The 17,449-nt window shown below is 62.3% G+C and carries 15 protein-coding genes and 1 riboswitch; of the genes, 6 read left to right on the top strand and 9 right to left on the bottom strand.

Annotated elements, in window-relative coordinates; genetic code table 11:
• Positions 1 to 20: 20 nt before the first annotated feature.
• Positions 21 to 749 (bottom strand): ABC transporter ATP-binding protein, encoded by a 729-nt coding sequence (locus BUB78_RS14420; RefSeq protein WP_073199152.1) that lies wholly within the window; start codon positions 747 to 749, stop codon positions 21 to 23.
• 52 nt (positions 750 to 801) lie between these two features.
• A riboswitch (TPP riboswitch) is annotated at positions 802 to 903 on the bottom strand.
• A 129-nt stretch (positions 904 to 1,032) separates the two neighbouring features.
• Here BUB78_RS14420 and BUB78_RS14415 point away from each other — a divergent pair.
• Both BUB78_RS14415 and BUB78_RS14410 read left to right on the top strand, forming a co-directional pair.
• Entirely contained in the window at positions 1,033 to 1,635 is a 603-nt protein-coding gene (locus BUB78_RS14415; protein ID WP_073199150.1) for a heme NO-binding domain-containing protein, read from the top strand.
• Positions 1,632 to 2,666, top strand: coding sequence for a GGDEF domain-containing protein (locus BUB78_RS14410; protein WP_245813496.1), 1,035 nt, complete (start codon positions 1,632 to 1,634; stop codon positions 2,664 to 2,666). The genes BUB78_RS14415 and BUB78_RS14410 overlap by 4 nt, the downstream gene beginning before the upstream one ends.
• A 14-nt stretch (positions 2,667 to 2,680) precedes the next feature.
• Here BUB78_RS14410 and BUB78_RS14405 read toward each other — a convergent pair whose 3' ends face one another.
• From BUB78_RS14405 to BUB78_RS14395, 3 genes are all read right to left on the bottom strand, one after another.
• A complete protein-coding gene (locus BUB78_RS14405) occupies positions 2,681 to 3,922 on the bottom strand; it encodes an NAD(P)/FAD-dependent oxidoreductase (RefSeq protein ID WP_073199148.1) in 1,242 nt (413 codons plus the stop codon).
• On the bottom strand, positions 3,919 to 6,147 hold the full coding sequence (locus BUB78_RS14400) for a TRAP transporter permease (protein ID WP_073199146.1): 2,229 nt from the start codon (positions 6,145 to 6,147) through the stop codon (positions 3,919 to 3,921). The genes BUB78_RS14405 and BUB78_RS14400 overlap by 4 nt, the downstream gene beginning before the upstream one ends.
• An 88-nt stretch (positions 6,148 to 6,235) precedes the next feature.
• Complete coding sequence (locus BUB78_RS14395) at positions 6,236 to 7,246, bottom strand: TAXI family TRAP transporter solute-binding subunit (RefSeq protein WP_073199263.1); 1,011 nt, start codon at positions 7,244 to 7,246, stop codon at positions 6,236 to 6,238.
• Between the two features lie 174 nt (positions 7,247 to 7,420).
• Here BUB78_RS14395 and BUB78_RS14390 point away from each other — a divergent pair, with 174 nt between their 5' ends.
• A complete protein-coding gene (locus tag BUB78_RS14390; RefSeq protein ID WP_073199144.1) occupies positions 7,421 to 8,353 on the top strand; it encodes a LysR family transcriptional regulator in 933 nt (310 codons plus the stop codon).
• Positions 8,354 to 8,362: 9 nt separating this feature from the next.
• Here BUB78_RS14390 and BUB78_RS14385 read toward each other — a convergent pair whose 3' ends face one another.
• Positions 8,363 to 8,803: a c-type cytochrome gene (locus BUB78_RS14385; RefSeq protein ID WP_073199142.1), complete on the bottom strand. Its 441-nt coding sequence runs from the start codon at positions 8,801 to 8,803 to the stop codon at positions 8,363 to 8,365.
• 270 nt (positions 8,804 to 9,073) lie between these two features.
• Between BUB78_RS14385 and BUB78_RS14380 the strand changes: the two genes are divergently transcribed.
• On the top strand, positions 9,074 to 10,153 hold the full coding sequence (locus BUB78_RS14380) for a flavin monoamine oxidase family protein (RefSeq protein WP_073199140.1): 1,080 nt from the start codon (positions 9,074 to 9,076) through the stop codon (positions 10,151 to 10,153).
• Positions 10,154 to 10,165: 12 nt separating this feature from the next.
• Here the strand turns inward: BUB78_RS14380 and metG are convergent, their stop codons facing one another.
• The 4 genes from metG to BUB78_RS21210 all read right to left on the bottom strand — a co-directional run bounded on the left by metG (position 10,166) and on the right by BUB78_RS21210 (position 14,822).
• Entirely contained in the window at positions 10,166 to 11,884 is a 1,719-nt protein-coding gene (gene metG, locus BUB78_RS14375) for a methionine--tRNA ligase (protein WP_073199138.1), read from the bottom strand.
• A 54-nt stretch (positions 11,885 to 11,938) separates the two neighbouring features.
• The gene (locus tag BUB78_RS14370) at positions 11,939 to 13,174 is read right to left on the bottom strand and encodes an MFS transporter (RefSeq protein ID WP_073199137.1); all 1,236 of its coding nucleotides are present in this window, start codon (positions 13,172 to 13,174) and stop codon (positions 11,939 to 11,941) included.
• Positions 13,175 to 13,253: 79 nt separating this feature from the next.
• Positions 13,254 to 13,808, bottom strand: coding sequence for a YceI family protein (locus BUB78_RS14365; protein WP_073199135.1), 555 nt, complete (start codon positions 13,806 to 13,808; stop codon positions 13,254 to 13,256).
• 36 nt (positions 13,809 to 13,844) lie between these two features.
• On the bottom strand, positions 13,845 to 14,822 hold the full coding sequence (locus BUB78_RS21210) for an ImuA family protein (protein WP_245813495.1): 978 nt from the start codon (positions 14,820 to 14,822) through the stop codon (positions 13,845 to 13,847).
• Positions 14,823 to 15,285: 463 nt separating this feature from the next.
• On the opposite strand from BUB78_RS21210, the gene BUB78_RS14355 reads away from it, so the two are divergent.
• Together BUB78_RS14355 and BUB78_RS14350 are read left to right on the top strand one after the other, a co-directional pair.
• Positions 15,286 to 16,329 (top strand): aldo/keto reductase, encoded by a 1,044-nt coding sequence (locus BUB78_RS14355; RefSeq protein ID WP_073199133.1) that lies wholly within the window; start codon positions 15,286 to 15,288, stop codon positions 16,327 to 16,329.
• Between the two features lie 100 nt (positions 16,330 to 16,429).
• Positions 16,430 to 17,215, top strand: coding sequence for an inositol monophosphatase family protein (locus tag BUB78_RS14350; RefSeq protein WP_073199131.1), 786 nt, complete (start codon positions 16,430 to 16,432; stop codon positions 17,213 to 17,215).
• Positions 17,216 to 17,449: the final 234 nt, after the last annotated feature.

The following is a 17,449-nucleotide window of genomic DNA, read 5'->3' as shown; positions in this document are numbered from 1 at the left end:
CAGGCTCCTTTTGCATGTGCTCAGGCGGGCGCGCGCAGCAGAGCCAGAAGACGGCCCTGTGCGGCTAGCGTTTCCGTGTCATCGACCGGGCGTGGCGGCCCGCCCCTGGGCGGTGCGAAGTCGGTCAATCCGGTTTCGGACAGGATATGGATTGCATCGCCAAGACGGGCGGCCTCGGCCGGGTCATGGGTGACCATCAAAACGGTGCGGCCCAAAAGATGCTCGGCGCTCAGGTCCTGCATCTGGGCGCGGGTGCGCGCATCAAGCGCCGAAAATGGCTCGTCCAGCAAGACGATGGGGCGGTCCTCCATCAAGGTGCGCGCAAGCGCCACACGCTGGCGTTGCCCGCCTGAAAGAGCATCTGGCGTCTTGCGGGCATGATCGGCCAGACCGACGCGCTCCAGCATGGCAAGCGCGCGCTCTTTGTCGCGCGGCGCACCACGCAGGCGCGCGCCAAGCGTGACATTGCCCAGCACGTCAAGCCAGGGCATCAGCAAATCCCCCTGCGCCATCAGGGCCATCCGCCCCGGCAAGGCCAGACCGTCCGAGGCGGTGATCGTGCCGGTGAAGTCGGTCACGTCGTCAACCCCGGCCAAAAGCCGCAAAAGCGTGGTTTTCCCAACACCGGACGGCCCCAGAAGGCAGGTCCAGCGCCCGGCAGGCATGACGAGGCGCAACGGCCCGAAAATCGGCGTGTCGCCAATTCGGGCGCTGCCCTCGATCACAAGGTCGGGCGGTATTGGGCGCATCGGTGGCCTTCCTCTGTTTGACGCATGGCAAAAGGCAGGAAGGGCGCCGGGGTGAGGCGCGGTTTCCGTTCCCTCCGCCGGTGCGAGCCGGATCAGGTTCGGTGGGTTGGTATTGCTACCTCTCAGCCCAAAACGGGCACCCCAACGGATATGAAAGATGTAGCAACGCCCCTCTGCCATGGCAAGCCTTGGCCGACCTTTGCGAAAAATCGCCTGAATTTTAGGCGTTCAATGCTTGTTAACCTGAGCATGGCAAAGTTGCGTGGTATGAGTGGAGAATGCGATGCACGGGCTGGTTAACCGCGCCATAGAAAGATTTGTTCGCGACACCTATGGGCGCGATGTCTGGATTGAAACGATAGGGCGGCTTGATCTGGGGTATACCGAGTTCGAGGCGATGATGACCTATGAGCCGCAAGTGACCAAAAAGGTCCTTACGGCCCTGGGACAGCGTCTTGATAAGGCGGTTCCGGAGCTGCTTGAAGATATCGGCACTTATATGATTTCCCATCCCAATATCGAGGCGCCCAGACGGCTTTTGCGCTTTGGAGGTGTGGATTTCGTGGATTTTCTGCATTCCTTGGATGATCTGCCTGAGCGCGCGCGCCTTGCTGTGGCTGACCTTGATCTGCCGCTGCTTGAACTGCGCGATCATGGCGAGGGCAGTTATAGCCTGAATGTTGGCCTGTCCGAACATCACGACCTGCGGCTGGGTCATGTGGTGATGGGGGTTCTGCGCGCGATGGCGGATGATTACGGTGCCTTGGTGTTTCTTGAACACAGAGGCGCAAGCGCGGGGCGGGAGGTGATCCTGATTCGCCTGCTTGAAACGGCATTTGCCAGCGGCCGGAGCTTTGAACTTGGGGTAGGGGGGCTCGCCGGATGAACGACGAAATGTATTCCTCTTACGACCTGCTGGATATTTTGTGCCCGATGCATGCGGTGCTGAATGAAACCGGGCATGTGGTTCATGCCGGGCCGACCCTTCACAAGGTATTTGCGGATAAGCCTTTGATCGGCGCCCGGTTCCTTGAGCGGGTCGAACTGCGCCGTCCGCATGTGGCCGATACCATGGAGGGGCTGCGGGGCTGCCATGGCGCGCGGTTGCATTTGCGATTGCGCGACAGTCTGCGCACCGGGATGAAAGGCGTGCTGATTGCCCTGTCGCAAGACGGGCCGTCGCTTGGGCCGCCGGGGGGGGCGATCATCAACCTGTCCTTTGGCATTTCCGTGGTCGATGCGGTGCGCGACTTCAGCCTCAATGCCGGGGATTTTCCGGCGACCGACCTGACCACCGAGATGCTTTATCTGATCGAGGCGAAATCCGCCGCGATGGAGGCGTCGCGCAAACTTAACCTGCGGCTTCAGGGGGCGCGCATTGCCGCCGAGGAGCAGGCCTATACCGACACGCTGACCGGCCTCAAGAACCGCCGCGCGATGGATCATGTGCTTGAGCGGTTGATGCAGGCCGAACAGGACTTTGCCTTGATGCACCTTGATCTGGATTTTTTCAAACAGGTGAATGACACGATGGGCCATGCCGCCGGAGATCAGGTGTTGCAGGATGTGGCCCGGCGCATTTTGGCGGAGACCCGCGCGGACGACCTTGTCGCGCGCACCGGCGGGGATGAATTCGTGCTGATCTTTGCCGGGTTGACCGGGCGTGAGCGGCTGACCGAGATTGCCGCGCGTCTGATTATGCGCCTCGAAGAGCCGATCATGTATAGCGGTCAGGAATGTCGGGTCTCAGGAAGCATCGGCGCGACGCTAAGCTGTGCCTACGAGGCCCCCGATGTGGCGCGGATGATGGCGGATTCCGATCTCGCGCTTTACGCCGCCAAGGCGCGGGGACGTGGGTGTCATGTGATATACGAACCCGCCTTGCGTGACGATGCCCCGCTGCGCGGCATCGGCTAGGGCCCCCACACGCCTTAGAACCGCGCTGGATCATATCGCGACAGGTCAATGTTGGGCCGCTCGCCCATGGCAAGACCAGCGGCCAGCCGCCCGGTTTTCGGTCCCATCATAAACCCCCAGTGGCTATGGCCAAAGGCGGCGATAAGGCCGGGTTGCCCTTCAATCGGCCCGATCGCCGGCAGGCTGTCGGGAAACGACGGGCGCAGGCCCGACCAGGTTTCATACTGCGCCTCTGCGAGATCCGGGCAAAGCTTGCGCGCCACCTTGGCAAGCGCCTGTGCCCGCGCGGGGCTTGCCTCGGTCTCAAGTCCGCCGAATTCTGCGGTGCCCGCGACCCGCAGGGCGCCCTCCATGCTGCTCGCGACAAGCTTCATGTCGGTGTCCATGACCGAATTGTTTAGCGTTACCGGGGTGTCGGGAAACGCAAGGTGATAGCCGCGCTCGGCCTCAAGCGGCACATCAATGCCAAGCGGCGTCAAGAGCCGCGCCGACCATGCCCCGGCAGCCAGCACAACATTGGCGGCGCGGATCGGGCCGCTGTCGGTATTGATCTGCCAATCCTCGTCGGTGCGCAAAAGCCCGGTGACACTGGCCTGAACCACCGTGCCGCCCATCCCGCGCAGCTTATCGGCCAATACTTCACAGATACGCCCCGGCGATAGCGCGCGCGCCTGTGCCTTGATCAAGAGCGCGGATTCGAAAGCAGGCGACAGGGCCGGTTCAAGATCGCGCAAGGCGGCGGCATCAATCGCTTCAAGCTCGGCACCATATTTCAGGCGCAGCTGATTGGTGAAACTGTCAAGCCGGGCGGGGGTGGCTGCGCGACTGGCCATCACGTAATAGCTGTCTTTTATGAGGTCCTCGTGCCCGGTGCCGGTTAAAAGCTGGCGGTAGAGCATGACATTGTCGTGGTTTAGCGCATGCATCGCCGCCGCAGTGGCCTCAACGCGGTCACGTTGCCCCGCGCGCAGAAACCTGAGCGCCCAGGGCAAAAACCGCGGTATATGGCGCGGGCGCAGATGCACCGGCCCCGACGGGTCAAGAACCCAACGCGGGATATCGCGCCACAACCCCGGAAGCGATTGCGGCACCACCGAAAACGGCGAAATCACCCCGGCATTGCCCATCGAGGCCCCCTGGCCTGGGGCATCACGATCAATCAGGCACACCGGCGCGCCCCGCTCGGCCAGGGCAATGGCGGTGCAAATCCCGACGATGCCGCCGCCGATCACGGCGGTGGGCTGCGGCGTGCTCATGCGCTCTGCGCCGGAACCGCCGCCGCCCGGCTTGCGATCACCTGCATCGCGATGGCGGGCGCCATGACAATAAGGGCGGCGATGTCGCTGCCGAGGCTGGGCGCGACCAAAAGCACGCCGCCGACCACAAAGCTGAACCGCCAGAGCCCGCGCAGGGGCGCCAGCAGAAAGCCCGCAACCGCCGCACCGACGCAGAAGATGCCAAAGCCGCAGGTGATCGAGACCTGAAGGAATGAGCCAAGTGTGAAATACTCGGGCAAAACGATCAGGATCGTCGGCGCATAGACAAACACCATCGGTACCATCAGCTTACCAAGGCCAAGCGTGAATGCGGTCATCCCGGTGCGGAACGGGTTGGCATTGGCAATCCCCGCCGCCGCATAGGCCGAGGCACAGACCGGCGGCGTGATCTCGGATATGACACCGTAGTAAAGCACGAACATATGCGTCGCGAGCGGTGGCACGCCAAGCTGGCTCAGCGCCGGGGTGGCGACCGCGACGAGCATGATATAAAGCGCCGTCGTCGGAAGGCCGGCCCCCATCAGGATACAGGCCATCGCGATCAGCACCAGCGAGATGAACTGTTGCAACGAGGGTTGGCTAAAGGCCTCGATCGGCATCCAGTCGAGCATGGGCGCGATCATCATCGACAGATCCGAGGCGCCGTTGGTGACCATGAACCCCATGCGAAAGCCAACACCGGTGGTGTTGATCACACCGACTACGATGCCCACCGCCGCCGAGGCCGCCCCGACCGCAAGCGCGTATTGCACGCCGACGTGAAAGCTATCCAGAAGATCGCCGAAATCCTGGCGTTTGTTGCGGTGCAGCGATCCGATCAGCGTGAGCGCGCCAAGCACACCGGCGATTGTCGGCGAAAAACCGGCGCCGCTCATCGGCGAGGCCTTCCAGAAGATAAAGCCCAAGAGCCCAAGCGGGATGATCAGGGTCGCGGGTTTGTCGATGCCGCAGAACCCAACGATGATACAGAGCATCAACCCCATGAAGGCCGCCATATTTGGGGAATAGCCGGAAAACAGCACCATCAAGAGCGCGATCAGCGGCACGATCGTGACCCAGCCCTCGCGCCAGACCGCCAGAAAGCGGGGCAGATCCTCTTTGGCATAGGCCGTAAGGCCAAGGCGGCGGGCAGTGAAATGCACGATCGAAATCACGCCGATATAATGCATCAAGGCGGGTACGATGGCGGCGATCACGATGGTGGTATAGGGCACCTCGAGATACTCGGCCATAAGGAAGCTGGCCGCGCCCATGATCGGCGGGGTGATCTGGCCACCGGCCGAAGATGCGGCCTCGACCCCGGCGGCGAAATGGCCGGGGTATCCCATCTTTTTCATGTTCGGGATGGTAAGCGAGCCGGTGGAGACGGTGTTGGCAATCGACGAGCCGGAGATGGTGCCGAAAAACGCCGAGGAGACGACCGACACCTTGGCAGGCCCGCCGGTATAGCGCCCCGCCAGCATCATCGCGTTGTCGATGAAAAACTGGCCAAGGCCCATGCGCTGGGCGACGACGCCAAACAGCACAAAGTGGAACACCACCGTCGAGACCACCCAAAGGGTGATGCCAAAGATGCCCTCGGACGGGAAATACATGTTGTTGACGAACTGCCGCCAGTCGACGCCCGGATGGCGCAGGATCTGGGCGGGCATTTGCGGACCGAACAGCGCGTAGATCATGAACACCAGGATGATCATCGGCAGAACAAAGCCAATCGTCCGGCGGGCGATTTCCAGCGTCGAGATCACCAAGATCGTGCCAAGAACAACATCGGTGGTGGTCGGATTGCCCTGGCGCAGGGTTTGTTCGGGGATATCAAGACCAAAGCCGGTAAAGCCCCGCCAGCTTATCCAGAGAAACAGCGCGGCCAACATGCTCAGGACAATCAGCGCCCAGTCATAAAGCGGCACATTGCCCGGCGCCATCATGCTTGGGCCCTTGTAATGCAGGCTGCTTGCCGTGCGGATCAGCGGAAAGCTGATGAAGATAAAGAAATAAAGACCGGCCAGGTGAATGCCCATATGCACATGATCGACCGGCGTGCCAAAGCCTGCGGTCCAGATGTGATAAAGCGCAAAGACGATTGTCGCCCAATACCCGATTTTCTTGAGCAGGGGCCCGTTGTCGCGCGTATTGAGCGCGGAATCGTACTTTTTCTCAAGCTCTTCCAGAGCCTTGGCATCCAGCGTGTGCTCGGTGCTCATGGCGAAACTCTCCTGTCGGGGGGGGGCAATTGGGGGGCTGAAATGGGGGCGGGTGTCAGATGATCCCGCCCCCGATAGGCGCGCTGATTTACTTCAGCATGCCGATTTCGCGATAGTATTTCTCGGCACCGGGATGCAGCGGCACGCCGATCCCTTCGACCCCTTCAAGCGCGGTCTCAACAGTGATCGCCTTGCCTTTGGGGTGGCCGTTGTCCAAAAGCTTGCGCGCGGTCGAGGTCCAAAGCGCCTTGGTGATCTCATAGATCAACTCTTCGGGCTGATTGGCGTTGGTGATCAGCATCCCCGAAACGGCCAGCGTATCAACGTCGTAATCGACGCCGGGATAGGTCCCGGCCGGGATCAGCGACTTGATGTAATAGGGCACGGCGGTATTGCCGGTGACCAGTTCTTCTTCGGACCAGTCATAAAGTTCCATGCCCTTGGTGTTGTCGAGCTGGATCATCGCCGCAACCGGCGTGCCGGCGGCATAGAAATAGGCGTCAAGCTGACCATCAGCCAGACGTTCGGCGCTTTGGGTGTTGTTAAGCTCGGCCTCTTCGATGTTATCGCGGGTGATGCCGTGCGCCGCAAGGATCAGCTCGACCGCGATCTGCGTGCCAGAGCCGGCCTGCGCGATGCCGACGCGTTTGCCCTTGAGGTCGGCCAGACCGTTGAGCGTCGCGCCCTTGGGCAGCACAAGATGCAGATCCTCCGGGAAGAGATTGGCAATCACGCGCACGTCGGGTTTCTTGTTGCCCTCGAACACGCCCACGCCGTTATAGGCAAAGTGAAGCGTCGCGGCCCCGGTCAAACCGGCCTCCATCTGGCCCGCCTGTACCGCGTTGACGTTATGCGCCGAGGCGTTGGTCGATTGCGCCATCGCCACAAGACCCGGCACGCCACAGTTGCCACCCTCGTCGCAGGCACGCGAGCCGGGCGGGTTTGAAATGGCGTTGGCAATGATGCCGCCAATCGGGAAATAGGTGCCGCCGGCACCGCCGGTGCCGATGCGGAAAAACGTCATATCTTGCGCCAGTGCGGGCCCGGCCAAGAGCGCGCCGACCATAAGCGTCGCCGAAAATCGCTTCATAAATGTCATTTTTATTTCTCCACTGTTGTTTTCGTTGCGGGTGGGTCGTGAGTTGGCCGATAGACAACGCCCAATGGCGTTGGGCCGCGCCCCCCGGTGACTCGCATCGTGGCGCAGAAAAAACATAAATACAAATCGCAAATTATTGGGTTAATATAAATATACCTTATATAGGGAGCGACCATGAACCTGCTGCAACTCACGGTGTTTCGCGAAGTGATGCTCGCCGGCTCGGTCAGCCAGGCGGCGCGCAATCTGCACCGCACCCAGCCGGCCATTTCAAGCACGATTGCCCAGCTTGAAAGCGAGCTTGGCTTTTGCCTGTTTGAACGCAAGGGCAAGCGATTGTCGCCGGTGCCCGAGGCGCATTACCTTTTGGCCGAGGCGACGGAAATTCTTGACCGGATGACCTCGGCACAGCGCAACATGCAAAACCTGCGCAACCTTGAAAGCGGCAGCCTGCGGATCGTGGCGATGCCGGGGCCCTCGGTGTTCCTGTTGCCGCGGATGATAAGCCGCATCACCGAGGTTCATGCAGGGATCAAGGTCACCGTGCTCACGCGCAGTTCGCCGCAGGTGCATCAATTGATGTCAACCCAGAGCTATGACCTCGGGATTGCCGATCTTGGGGTCGAATTCGGGGTGAACACCCAATTGGTGCGCTCTGAACCCTTTGCCAGCGATTGCATCTGCGCGCTGCCCGCCGGTGATCCGCTTGCGCAAAAACCGGTGCTGACGCCGGCCGATCTTGATGGCAGACCGCTGGCGGCGCTGCATGCGGATCATCACAGCCATAAGGAGCTTCACAAGGCGTTTTCAGTGGCCGGGTGCCACTTGGATGTGCGCTTCGAGACGCAATATTACCTGCCGCTTCTGACCTTTGTCGAAGACGGTCTGGCCTGTGCGATCATCGACACGCTGAGCGCGGAAAGCTATCTGCATTATCGGGGTGCGGATCAGGATCGTGTCGTGTTCCGGCCCTTCCGTCCCGGGATCACGCTGGCGTTTGCCACGCTTACCCCGGCGCATCGCCCGCCCTCGAAACTGGCCGAGTCGTTCATCGCGCTCTGGCATGACGAGGTGCGGCGGATCAATCGGTATTGGGATGCGATTTAACGGCGATTATCAGTGGGCTTTGGTGACGCTTTCGAGATAAGCCCAGACATCGCGGGCCTTTTTGGTATCGCGCAGCTTATACGCCATTTTTCCGCGGGCGGTGGGATCGTCGAGGTAGTCGCGCAGAAACGCCGTAGCGTCCTTCACGTAAACCACGAAATCTTCTTCGTTCCAGCGCAGCCCCTCCCGGCCCGCCGCCACCATCGACGTGGAATAGTAAAATCCCGGAACGCTGCCGGCATGGCGCCCGATCACCCCATAGAGATTCGGGCCGGTGCGTCCGCCGCGAATGATCACGCTTTCGGTTTCGTCGATCACTGAATGGCAGGCGCGGCAATCGTTGAACAGGGTCTTGCCGCGGCTAACGTCACCGGCAACAGCGGGCAGGGACAGCGCCATGAGCAGTGCCGAAATCGACGGTGCAGTAAACGCTTTTGAGTCGAGTTTCATGGTGCGGCCTCGCGTTTAACCCTCCCTTCACTAGGGAGCAAAACCCGGCCTTGAGTCAATGGATTGAGGGCGCCGCTCACGCCCTTGTCAGGCGACACGTGAGAAAGGTGATCGGTCAGAGAAACAAGGCGCATTGCGGTGTCAAGGCCGCGGGCGGCGCTGTTCACCGTTTTACATCCGCCGATTGCCCGCGCGTCATGGCTTGTCATTTTCGCCCCGCCCCGGTCTAAACCAAAGGCCCGTGACGGGCATGGGGGCAGGAGAGGCAGCATGGCCAAGGATCGTGACATCGACGTTCTGGTGATCGGCGCAGGCATTGCCGGGCTGACGGCGGCGCTTTGTCTGCAAGAGGGCGGCGTACGGGTGATGGTGCTTGAGGGCAGCGCCGGGATTGGCGGGCGCGTTCAGGGTATGCGCGGCGATGATGGCGCGGTGCTTGGCGATCTCGGGCCGACATGGGTCTGGCCCCGCTGGCAGCCGGTGGTCGCGCGCTGGATGGATCGCCTGGCGCTTGTGCCCTTCGCACAGCACGACGCGGGCGACGGTATTCTTGAAGGCTTTGGCGGGGAGCCGCGTCGTCATCCGCTGATCGGGCAGGACGGGATTTCGCGCATTGAGGGCGGGCCCTCTGCGATTGTCGATGCATTGGCCGCAAAGCTGCGGCCGGGCACCGTTCAGACCGGTGCAACGGTGGTGCGCGTTGAGGCCGACGATGGCGCTTTGCGGGTGATCACCGCCACGGGTCAGAGCCAGAGCGCGGCTCGGGTGGTGCTTGCCACCCCATTGCGCGGCACGCTTGAGAGGATTGCGATTGCGGGCCTCGCGCCGCCACTTGAACGTGCGATGCGCGCCGCGCCGACATGGATGGCGCAACAGGCCAAGGCGGTCGCGATTTATCCGCGCCCCTTCTGGCGCGAGGCGGGATTGTCGGGGCGGGTGGCCAGCCGCAGCGGGCCATTGGCCGAGGTGCATGACCATACGCCTGCGTCTTGTTCCGCGGGGGCGTTGTTCGGCTTTGTCGGGATTGGCGTGACGGAGCGCGCCAGTGACCCTGAGGCTCTTCGCTGCGCCATTCTGGATCAGCTTGCGCGCTGCTTTGGGCCAGAGGCGGGCACGCCGACACAGCTTGTGATCAAGGATTGGGCGCAAGAGCCGCTGATTTGCAGCGCGCTTGATCTCGCAACGCCGCCAGAGCATCCCGACGTCGGCCCCGAGACCCTGCGCGCCGGGCATCTGGACGGGCGGTTGTGGTTTGCCGTGTCCGAGAGTGCCGAGCAAAGCCCCGGCCTGATCGAAGGCGCGTTTTCAGCCGGGGAGATGACCGGCCAGAGAGTGCTTGCCGCCCTCTGAGGGTTGTTGCATTTAGGTGCGCTGACCGGAAAACCGGCTTTGCCAGTCTTCGCGCGCTTCGTCGGTGATCTTGGAAAACAGAACCTCGGGCACGCTAAAGCCGTGGCCCGGCGCAAAGGTCTCAAGCGCCGCGCCGATGTCGTCGGGCCAGCGATCATCCTCGGTGTGCATCGCACCCAGCATGCTGGCGGCGGCATCGGGAATGAACGGCGCGCTCAGCACCGCGTAAAGCCGGATCAGGTTGAGCGCGAGGCGGATTTGCATCGCCGCCTGTTCGGGATTGTCCTTGAAGGTCGACCAGGGCGCGGCGTTTTGCAGATACTCATTGCCCTCAACCCAGATCGCACGCAGGGCGGCGGCGGATTTGCGCACCTCCATCGCGTCCATATGGCCCTCGTATTCGCGCACCCGCGTGTTCAGCCGCTCGATCAGGGCGGCCTCATCAGGGCCATAGGCGCCCCCGGCGGGCACCTCTTCGCCGAACTTCGAGCGACAGAACTTGGTGACGCGACTGACGAAGTTGCCAAGCACATCGGCGAGGTCCTTGTTGACCGAGGCCTGAAAGTTTTCCCAGGTGAATTCGCTGTCCGAGCTTTCGGGCGCATGGGACAAAAGCCACCAGCGCCAGTAATCGGCGGGCAGGATTTCAAGCGCCTGATCCATGAACACGCCGCGCCCCTGCGAGGTCGAAAACTGGCCGCCGTCATAGTTGAGATAGTTGAAGCTCTTGATGTAATCAACAAGCTTCCAATCCTCGCCCGAGCCCATGATCGTGGCGGGAAACCCAAGGGTGTGGAACGGCACGTTGTCCTTGCCCATGAACTGGGTATAGCGCACGTCGTCGGCGCCGCGCTCGGTGCGCCACCAGCGTTCCCATGCGGCGTCATCCAAGCCGTTGGCCTCGGCCCATTCGCCGGCGCAGGCGATATATTCGATCGGCGCGTCGAACCAGACGTAGAACACCTTGCCCTCCATCCCCGGCCAGTCCTCGGTGCCGCGTTTGACCGGAATGCCCCAATCCAGATCGCGGGTGATGCCGCGATCCTGAAGCCCGTCGCCATCGTTCAGCCATTTGCGCGCAATCGAGGTGGTCAGGATCGGCCAGTCGGTCTTGGTGTCGATCCAGGCGCTCAGGCGCTCGCGCATCTGGCTCTGGCGCAGGAACAGGTGCTTGGTTTCGCGCACCTCAAGATCGGTCGAGCCGGAAATCGCCGAACGCGGGTCGATAAGGTCGGTCGGATCAAGCTGTTTGGTGCAATTCTCGCATTGATCGCCGCGCGCCTTGTCGTACCCGCAATTGGGGCAGGTGCCCTCGATATAGCGATCCGGCAAAAAGCGTTTGTCGGCGTTGGAATAGACCTGCTTTTCGGTCACCTCCTCGATCAACCCCGCCTCGTAGAGTTTGCCGGCAAGATGCTGGGTCAGGGCGTGGTTCTGCGGGCTGGACGAGCGGCCAAAGTGGTCAAAGCTAAGGCCAAAGCCCTTGGCGATCTCGGCCTGAACGGCATGCATTTCGGCGCAATAGTCTGCCACCGGCTTGCCCGCCTTGGCAGCGGCCAATTCGGCCGGGGTGCCATGCTCGTCGGTGGCGCAGAGAAACAGCACCTCATTGCCGCGGCTGCGCTGAAAGCGGGCAAATAGATCGGCCGGAAGCTGGCTTCCGACCAGATTGCCAAGGTGTTTGATCCCGTTGATATAGGGAATCGCCGATGTGATCAGATGCCGTGCCATATTATTCGCCCTTTGAAGGTTTGCGCCCCCTTTAGCGCGTCTTTGCAGGCAGTTCTAGCGCCGGTTCGCAGGTTTGTCGCGGCTGCGCCCTGTCAGGCGACCAATCAGGAAAGAGGTGCGCGGCGACCAGATATAAGGCGTGCGGCTTTCAGCGCCGGGGCGCATCCGCATCCGGATCAGGCCAAAGACCACCAGACCACCATGCCCTGCGGCAATCATGACGAACATCGCGGGCGGGCCATAATGATCAATCAGGGTCGAGGCCATGAGCGGGGCTGCGATGGCCCCAAGGGCGAAAAAGAACATCAGCGCGGCAGAAAGCTCGACCCGTTCATGGGCTTCGGCGAAATCATGGGCATGCGCGGCGCTCACCGAATAGATCGGAAAGGTGGTCATGCCAAAGAAGAAGGCGGTCAACAGGATGCCGGTGGTGTCAAGGTCATGGGTGGCGGCGGTCATCACGCTGCTGAGGATGGCGGCAAGCGACAGGCCGATCAGAACCCAGCGGCGGTCATAGCGATCCGCCAGCCAGCCGACCGGGTATTGCGCCACGGCCCCGCCCAGGACGAAGACCGCCAGAAAGCCCGCGATCTGATCCACGGCAAGGCCGACCTGCTGGCCGTAAAGCGGGCCGATCATCCGGAACGACGCACTTGAGAGCGCCGCGACCAGCACGCCGGCGGCGGCCAGCGGCGAACAGGCGATCAACAGCATCGGGCGCAGGCGCGGGGCGTCTGGCGTTTCGGGCTCGCGCAGACGGCTGAGGGTCAGGGGCAGGAGGGCCGCGCAACACAGCATCGCCAGTAAATTGTAGGACACGTAAGAGGCGGGCGCGAGCACGCTGATCAACAGCTGTGCCATCAGCGACGCCCCCATATCGGCCACCCGGTAAATGCCCATGGTGCGCCCGCGCGTCTCGTTTGTGACCTTGGCCTGAAGCCAGGCCTCAATCACCGTGTAACACCCCGCCACGCATAGCCCAGAAGCCACCCGCATCAGCGCCCAGGCATAGGGATCAATCACCAGCATATGCGCCAAAAGCCCGATTGCCCCGGCCGAGGTAAAGGCGGCAAAGGCGCGCGAATGGCCGATGCTTCCCATCAGGCGCGGCGCGAACCAGCAGCCGATGAAGAAGCCGACAAAATGCGCCGATCCCAGCATGCCGATATGGGCGGTGGTGAAATCAAGCGTGAGGCCCGACAGCGCATCCAGCGGGCCAACGCCCCCGGTGGACAGCTGAAGCAGGATGACCGACAAAAAGAGGGCCGCAAAGGAGATTATGACGCGCATTACGCCTTCACCATGTCAGCCCGCCTCGCGCGGGCCTCGGCCTTTTTCGACAGTTTGGCGTCGTTTTCGGCGAGCCGGGTTACTTTTCGATCCGCGCGATGATGCGCAATCCGATCTTGTCGCCGACATAGTTTGAAAACCCGTTGGCGCCAAAGGCCGAGCGGCTAATTGATCCGGTCAGAAAAACGGTCAGATTATCAAGGTCATCAGGGTCGGTGCCGCGTTGTCGATAGAGGGCGGCGTTGAGTGTCACGGGCCGGGTGACCCCGCGCACCGTCAGATCGCCGGTGATGGTGGCCTTGAGCAGGCTGCCGGTGATCCTGGTCGATTTGAACCGGATGGTGGGAAAATGGGCCGTGTCGAGAACTTCGGGGCCTTTCATCGCCAGCGTGGCAAAGAAAAATCCGGCCGTGGCGCCGCTGGCGTCAAGGTCGACGTCGATATGGCTGGCCGAAACATTCTTGAGGTCGATCTGCATATTGGCAGATTTGACCGGCATCCGGCCTGTCTTGACGGTTTCGCCAAACCCATAGGTAAAGCCCACCGTCGAGCGGGCGATGTTCAGCCGATAGGTTTGCGGGGCGGCTGTTGCGAGACCGGCAATCAGGCACAATAAAAGGGCAATGCGATACATCCTCAAAAGTATACGCCTGCGGAGATGCAATGGATGTCACGTTTGCGTCACTTGCCATGCGCCCGGCGCCCCGGTTAGCCGCCAACTGGCGGGGGGCGCGGCGCGGGCGCGGCGCCGTTCAAGCCGCCATGCGGTGCTGTTGGCGCTATGGGCCGGGGCCATGAACCAGCGGGTTTCCACCCCCGGCGCGCCGCCGTCCTCTGGCGTCAGGATAAGGCCAAGCGGCCGGGTGTTGCCGCGCGCGGCTCCGGCCTCGGCGGCAAGGTGCAGACGGCGCACTGCCGTCAGGCCGGGGGGCTGCGGCAGGTCGGCCACCACAAGCGGCACCGCGCCGCTGCGCAGGGCCTCTTCCATGCACCACAACAGATCCTCGCGCCGCTGCGGGGCCGCGAACAAGAACCGCTCTGGCCCGACCAGCGGGCACATGCCATCGGGGTTTGGCTGATCACCCTGCCATGTGGGCGCGATCCACAGGACCAACCCCTCGCTGGCCGCCGCCACCAGCATCGCAAAGGTATACCGCGCCGGGCCACACCCCTCATGCAGCCGCGCCAGTGTCAGGGTCAGGTCGCCCAGCACCGTCAGGGCCGGGGGTGGGCGATGGGATTGGCGGTTGAGAAGGGCGGTTGTCATAGGCTCAAGACTAGCATGTTCGTCATTTGTTCTCAATCCTTCGTGGCGCGATCCTGAGCGCGGGCAGGTGGGGGCCGCGCCAAAGATATGCGCCATCCCGACCGACAGGGCGGGCGGCAGGCGACAGGTGTCATGGAACAGGCCCATCGTCACCACAAGGATCAGCGCAATCGTGGCATAGGTGCAGGCGCTGCGCAGCTTGCCCAAACCGTAAAGCAACTTGAGCCGTACATGCCCGGGATGCTCCACCCCGCGCACATCGACCCGCCAATTCAGGGTGCCGCGACCGCTCCTGCTGCCGAGATAGATGAATTCAGAGCCAGCAGGCCGAGCAATGCGCTGCGCCAGAACAGCGGCCAGCCCGTTAACCCGACAAGTCAATGGCTGGCCAAGACGTAGGTGAGGCCACCGCAGAGGGCCGTCGCCACGATCATTGTCAGAGCCACGTGCCAGCCGGTCAGCGGACGATCAGACATCCGGTTCTTCTCATAGGTCCATCACATCACCCGGCCCAACCGGATCGAGCGTGGGCTGCGCAGCATGGTGAGCACGGCCATGACAAGGCTGCTGAGTAGCAATGGCACCAGCCAGCCCGGTGCCAGAGGAAAGGCGCCAGGGCGGTCATGATCAGGGTCTCGGCCAAGGCCAAGGCCAAGGCATGACCTTTTTCAAGGCTCAGTGGGTTTGAGACCCAGACCCGGGAGCGTTCAGATTTGTCGCGACCCACGCGATACCTCACTCTTATGGGTTGAGCCTGCCCGGTGTGATCGCCCGAGGCAAGGGAAAGCATTGCACTTGTGGGCGGGGTGGCTAGGGTGGCGCGGCAAAGGACAGGGGATCTGTGATGAAGATGAAACCGCTTGGCCGCACCGGCCTTAACGTCAGCGCGCTTTGCCTTGGCTCGATGACCTGGGGGACGCAAAATACCCTGCAAGAGGGGCATGCCCAGATCGAGCGCGCGCTGGAGCGGGGGGTGAATTTCATCGACACCGCCGAGATGTATCCGACCACCCCGATTTCGGGAGAAACCACCGGGCGGACCGAAGAGATCATCGGCGACTGGTTTGCGAAAGCCGGGCGGCGCGATGACGTGATCCTTGCCACCAAGCATTCCGGCGCGGGGTTCAAGCACGCCCGTGACGGTGCGCCGATCTCGGCCAAGACGATTCCGCAGGCGATTGAGGGGTCGTTGCGGCGGCTCAAGACCGATTGCATTGATCTCTACCAGTTTCACTGGCCCAACCGGGGCAGCTATATGTTTCGCAAGAACTGGCGGTTTGATCCCTCGGGGCAGAACCGCGAAGAGACCCTCGCACATATGCAAGAGGCGCTTGAGGCGTTGCAGAGCGAGGTCGAGCGCGGCACGATCCGGCATTTTGGCCTGTCCAACGAAAGCGCCTGGGGCACGGCGCAATGGCTGCGTCTGGCCGGGGCCGGACATGGGCCGAGGGCGGCCACGATCCAGAACGAATATTCGCTGATGTGTCGGCTGTATGATACCGATCTGGCCGAGCTGAGCGTTAATGAGGATGTCGGGCTTTTGGCATTCTCGCCGCTGGCGGCGGGGTTTCTCACGGGTAAGTATCAGGGCGGCGCGGTGCCCGGTGGGTCGCGGATGGCGATCAACGGCGATCTGGGCGGGCGCAAGACCGGGCGCGCCTTTGGTGCGGTCGAGGCCTATCTTGGCATTGCGCGAAAGCACGGGCTTGATCCCTCGCAGATGGCGCTTGCCTGGTGTCTGACGCGGCCGTTCATGTGCTCTGCGATCTTCGGAGCGACCACGCCGGACCAGCTTGAGATCGCGCTTGGGGCAGGGGATATCACGCTCAGCGGTGAGGTGCTTGAGGAGATCGAGACCGCGCATAAAGAGCACCCGATGCCCTATTAGAGTAAACGGCGCGCGCTTTGATCGGTTTGGGCCGCCGCCCCCTTGTGTGGCACGCTCTTGCGGCGTATACGCGCGGCCTGACCCAAAAGGAGCCGTCGCAATGGTAGGTAGTGCCAATCTCAACGTCATGCTGAAAGCCGCGCGCAAAGCGGGGCGGGCACTGGCCAAGGATTTCCGCGAGGTCGAAAACCTTCAGGTGTCGATGAAAGGTGCCGGCGACTTCGTCAGCCGCGCCGATATTGCCGCCGAGAAGATCATCAAGACCGAGCTGATGGGCGCGCGCCCGACCTATGGCTGGCTGGCCGAAGAGGGCGGTGGCGAAGACGGCACAGACCCGACGCGGCGCTGGATCGTCGACCCGCTGGATGGGACCACGAACTTCCTGCATGGCCTGCCGCATTGGGCGGTCTCGATCGCGCTTGAGCACAAGGGCGAGATTGTTGCCGGCGTGATCTATGATGCGGCCAAGGACGAGGCGTTTTATGCCGAAAAAGGCGCCGGTGCCTGGTTGAATGAAAGCCGACTGCGGGTCTCGGGCCGCTCCAAGATGATCGAGTCGATCTTTGCCACGGGCCTGCCGTTTGGCGGGCGCGCCGATCTTCCGGAAACGCTTCAGGATCTGGCGCGGATCATGCCGACCTGTGCAGGCGTGCGCCGCTGGGGCTCTGCGGCGCTCGACATGGCCTATGTTGCGGCCGGGCGGTATGATGGCTTCTGGGAGCGTCGTCTGAATGCCTGGGACATGGCGGCGGGCATCGTGATCGTGCGCGAGGCCGGTGGATTCATCGAGCCGCTCCGCAAAGGCGGAGATATTCTTGCCGATGGTGAGGTGATCTGTGCCAACGAGGCGATCTTCGACAAGTTCGCCGGTGTAATCCGCAGCTGAGGCAGGCCAGGAAAATTCGCCGAATTTTCTTGTTTGAGTATTTATGCCAAGAAGAAGTTAGCTGTCGGTGGGATGATTGACCCCGTCGACCCAGCCGATGTTGCCGAGGTCGCGCGGGTTGACCCCCTCCAATGCACCAAGAGGTGGTCGCGGAAATTTGGGCCAGTCGTTAAGATGGATCGCATGAAGAAAGAAGTGATCCGCAATGAAGAAACGAAAGAACCATTCGCCTGA

It is taken from the genome of Roseovarius marisflavi (assembly GCF_900142625.1).
Lineage (GTDB): Bacteria > Pseudomonadota > Alphaproteobacteria > Rhodobacterales > Rhodobacteraceae > Roseovarius > Roseovarius marisflavi.
The sequence above is the reverse complement of the archived record's forward strand: the minus strand, read 5'-3'. Positions and strand labels throughout refer to the sequence as shown.

What these genes read in the sequence shown, in the direction of transcription:
- BUB78_RS14415 (WP_073199150.1), top strand. Translation starts at nt 1,033, where the DNA reads ATGCACGGGCTGGTTAACCGCGCCATAGAAAGATTTGTTCGCGACACC.
- BUB78_RS14385 (WP_073199142.1), bottom strand. Translation starts at nt 8,803, where the DNA reads ATGAAACTCGACTCAAAAGCGTTTACTGCACCGTCGATTTCGGCACTG.
- BUB78_RS14390 (WP_073199144.1), top strand. Translation starts at nt 7,421, where the DNA reads ATGAACCTGCTGCAACTCACGGTGTTTCGCGAAGTGATGCTCGCCGGC.
- metG (WP_073199138.1), bottom strand. Translation starts at nt 11,884, where the DNA reads ATGGCACGGCATCTGATCACATCGGCGATTCCCTATATCAACGGGATC.
- BUB78_RS14365 (WP_073199135.1), bottom strand. Translation starts at nt 13,808, where the DNA reads ATGTATCGCATTGCCCTTTTATTGTGCCTGATTGCCGGTCTCGCAACA.
- BUB78_RS14355 (WP_073199133.1), top strand. Translation starts at nt 15,286, where the DNA reads ATGAAGATGAAACCGCTTGGCCGCACCGGCCTTAACGTCAGCGCGCTT.
- BUB78_RS14420 (WP_073199152.1), bottom strand. Translation starts at nt 749, where the DNA reads ATGCGCCCAATACCGCCCGACCTTGTGATCGAGGGCAGCGCCCGAATT.
- BUB78_RS14370 (WP_073199137.1), bottom strand. Translation starts at nt 13,174, where the DNA reads ATGCGCGTCATAATCTCCTTTGCGGCCCTCTTTTTGTCGGTCATCCTG.
- BUB78_RS14380 (WP_073199140.1), top strand. Translation starts at nt 9,074, where the DNA reads ATGGCCAAGGATCGTGACATCGACGTTCTGGTGATCGGCGCAGGCATT.
- BUB78_RS14395 (WP_073199263.1), bottom strand. Translation starts at nt 7,246, where the DNA reads ATGACATTTATGAAGCGATTTTCGGCGACGCTTATGGTCGGCGCGCTC.
- BUB78_RS14405 (WP_073199148.1), bottom strand. Translation starts at nt 3,922, where the DNA reads ATGAGCACGCCGCAGCCCACCGCCGTGATCGGCGGCGGCATCGTCGGG.
- BUB78_RS14410 (WP_245813496.1), top strand. Translation starts at nt 1,632, where the DNA reads ATGAACGACGAAATGTATTCCTCTTACGACCTGCTGGATATTTTGTGC.
- BUB78_RS14400 (WP_073199146.1), bottom strand. Translation starts at nt 6,147, where the DNA reads ATGAGCACCGAGCACACGCTGGATGCCAAGGCTCTGGAAGAGCTTGAG.
- BUB78_RS14350 (WP_073199131.1), top strand. Translation starts at nt 16,430, where the DNA reads ATGGTAGGTAGTGCCAATCTCAACGTCATGCTGAAAGCCGCGCGCAAA.